The sequence below is a fragment of the Acidithiobacillus concretivorus genome (assembly GCF_018853445.1).
In the GTDB taxonomy this organism is placed as follows: Bacteria; Pseudomonadota; Gammaproteobacteria; order Acidithiobacillales; family Acidithiobacillaceae; genus Acidithiobacillus; species Acidithiobacillus concretivorus.
On record NZ_JABELD010000192.1, the window covers coordinates 1 to 592 of the forward strand.

The following is a 592-nucleotide window of genomic DNA, read 5'->3' on the forward strand; positions in this document are numbered from 1 at the left end:
AGCATCGACAATAACCCTGTAGAGCGGGCGTTGCGGGGCGTGGCCATTGGGCGCAAGAATTTTTTATTTGTTGGAAATGATGCCGGTGGCGAGCGTGCCGCGTCCTTCTACAGCATCATCGAGACCCGCAAGCTCAACGGCATCGAGCCCTTCGCATACCTCTGTGACGTGCTCGAAAAGCTCCCCACTTGGCCCAACAAGCGGCTCCACGAACTCTTGCCGTGGAACTGGAAAAAAACCGCATTACCCTGATGGGCGCCAATCCGCAAGGGTGGGTTGGCTGAACGTTTACGCCTGATGGTCCCATTGGGCATTCACCACATTATGCGCCGACAAGCCAGATAGATAAGACAACCCATGATAACCGACGGGATAGCCTTTTTTCTGTCCGCGAATACGTAAAATGGCACCAGAGGGTACGGGTTTACCATTTTCCTGATGCAGTGTGAACGTAGCCGAACGAACCACTATGGTGGACCCATGAGTCAAGACAAAAAGAGCGAGAGTTTAAGCTAGTCTGGTTTCTAACATTGCAGCAGAATGGCGCTGCCCCAAATTGTCCCTGAGTAATGGTTATGCTGCAACCTTCGGA

Annotated in this window: 2 protein-coding genes; one reads left to right on the top strand and one right to left on the bottom strand. The window is 52.5% G+C overall.

Features of this window, described 5'->3' with window-relative positions:
- A partial coding sequence (locus tag HJG40_RS14795) for a transposase domain-containing protein (protein ID WP_215864896.1) occupies positions 1–252 on the top strand: 252 nt, incomplete at its 5' end.
- Between the two features lie 36 nt (positions 253–288).
- Here HJG40_RS14795 and HJG40_RS14800 read toward each other — a convergent pair.
- Entirely contained in the window at positions 289–468 is a 180-nt protein-coding gene (locus HJG40_RS14800) for a FimD/PapC C-terminal domain-containing protein (protein ID WP_215864897.1), read from the bottom strand.
- Positions 469–592: the final 124 nt, after the last annotated feature.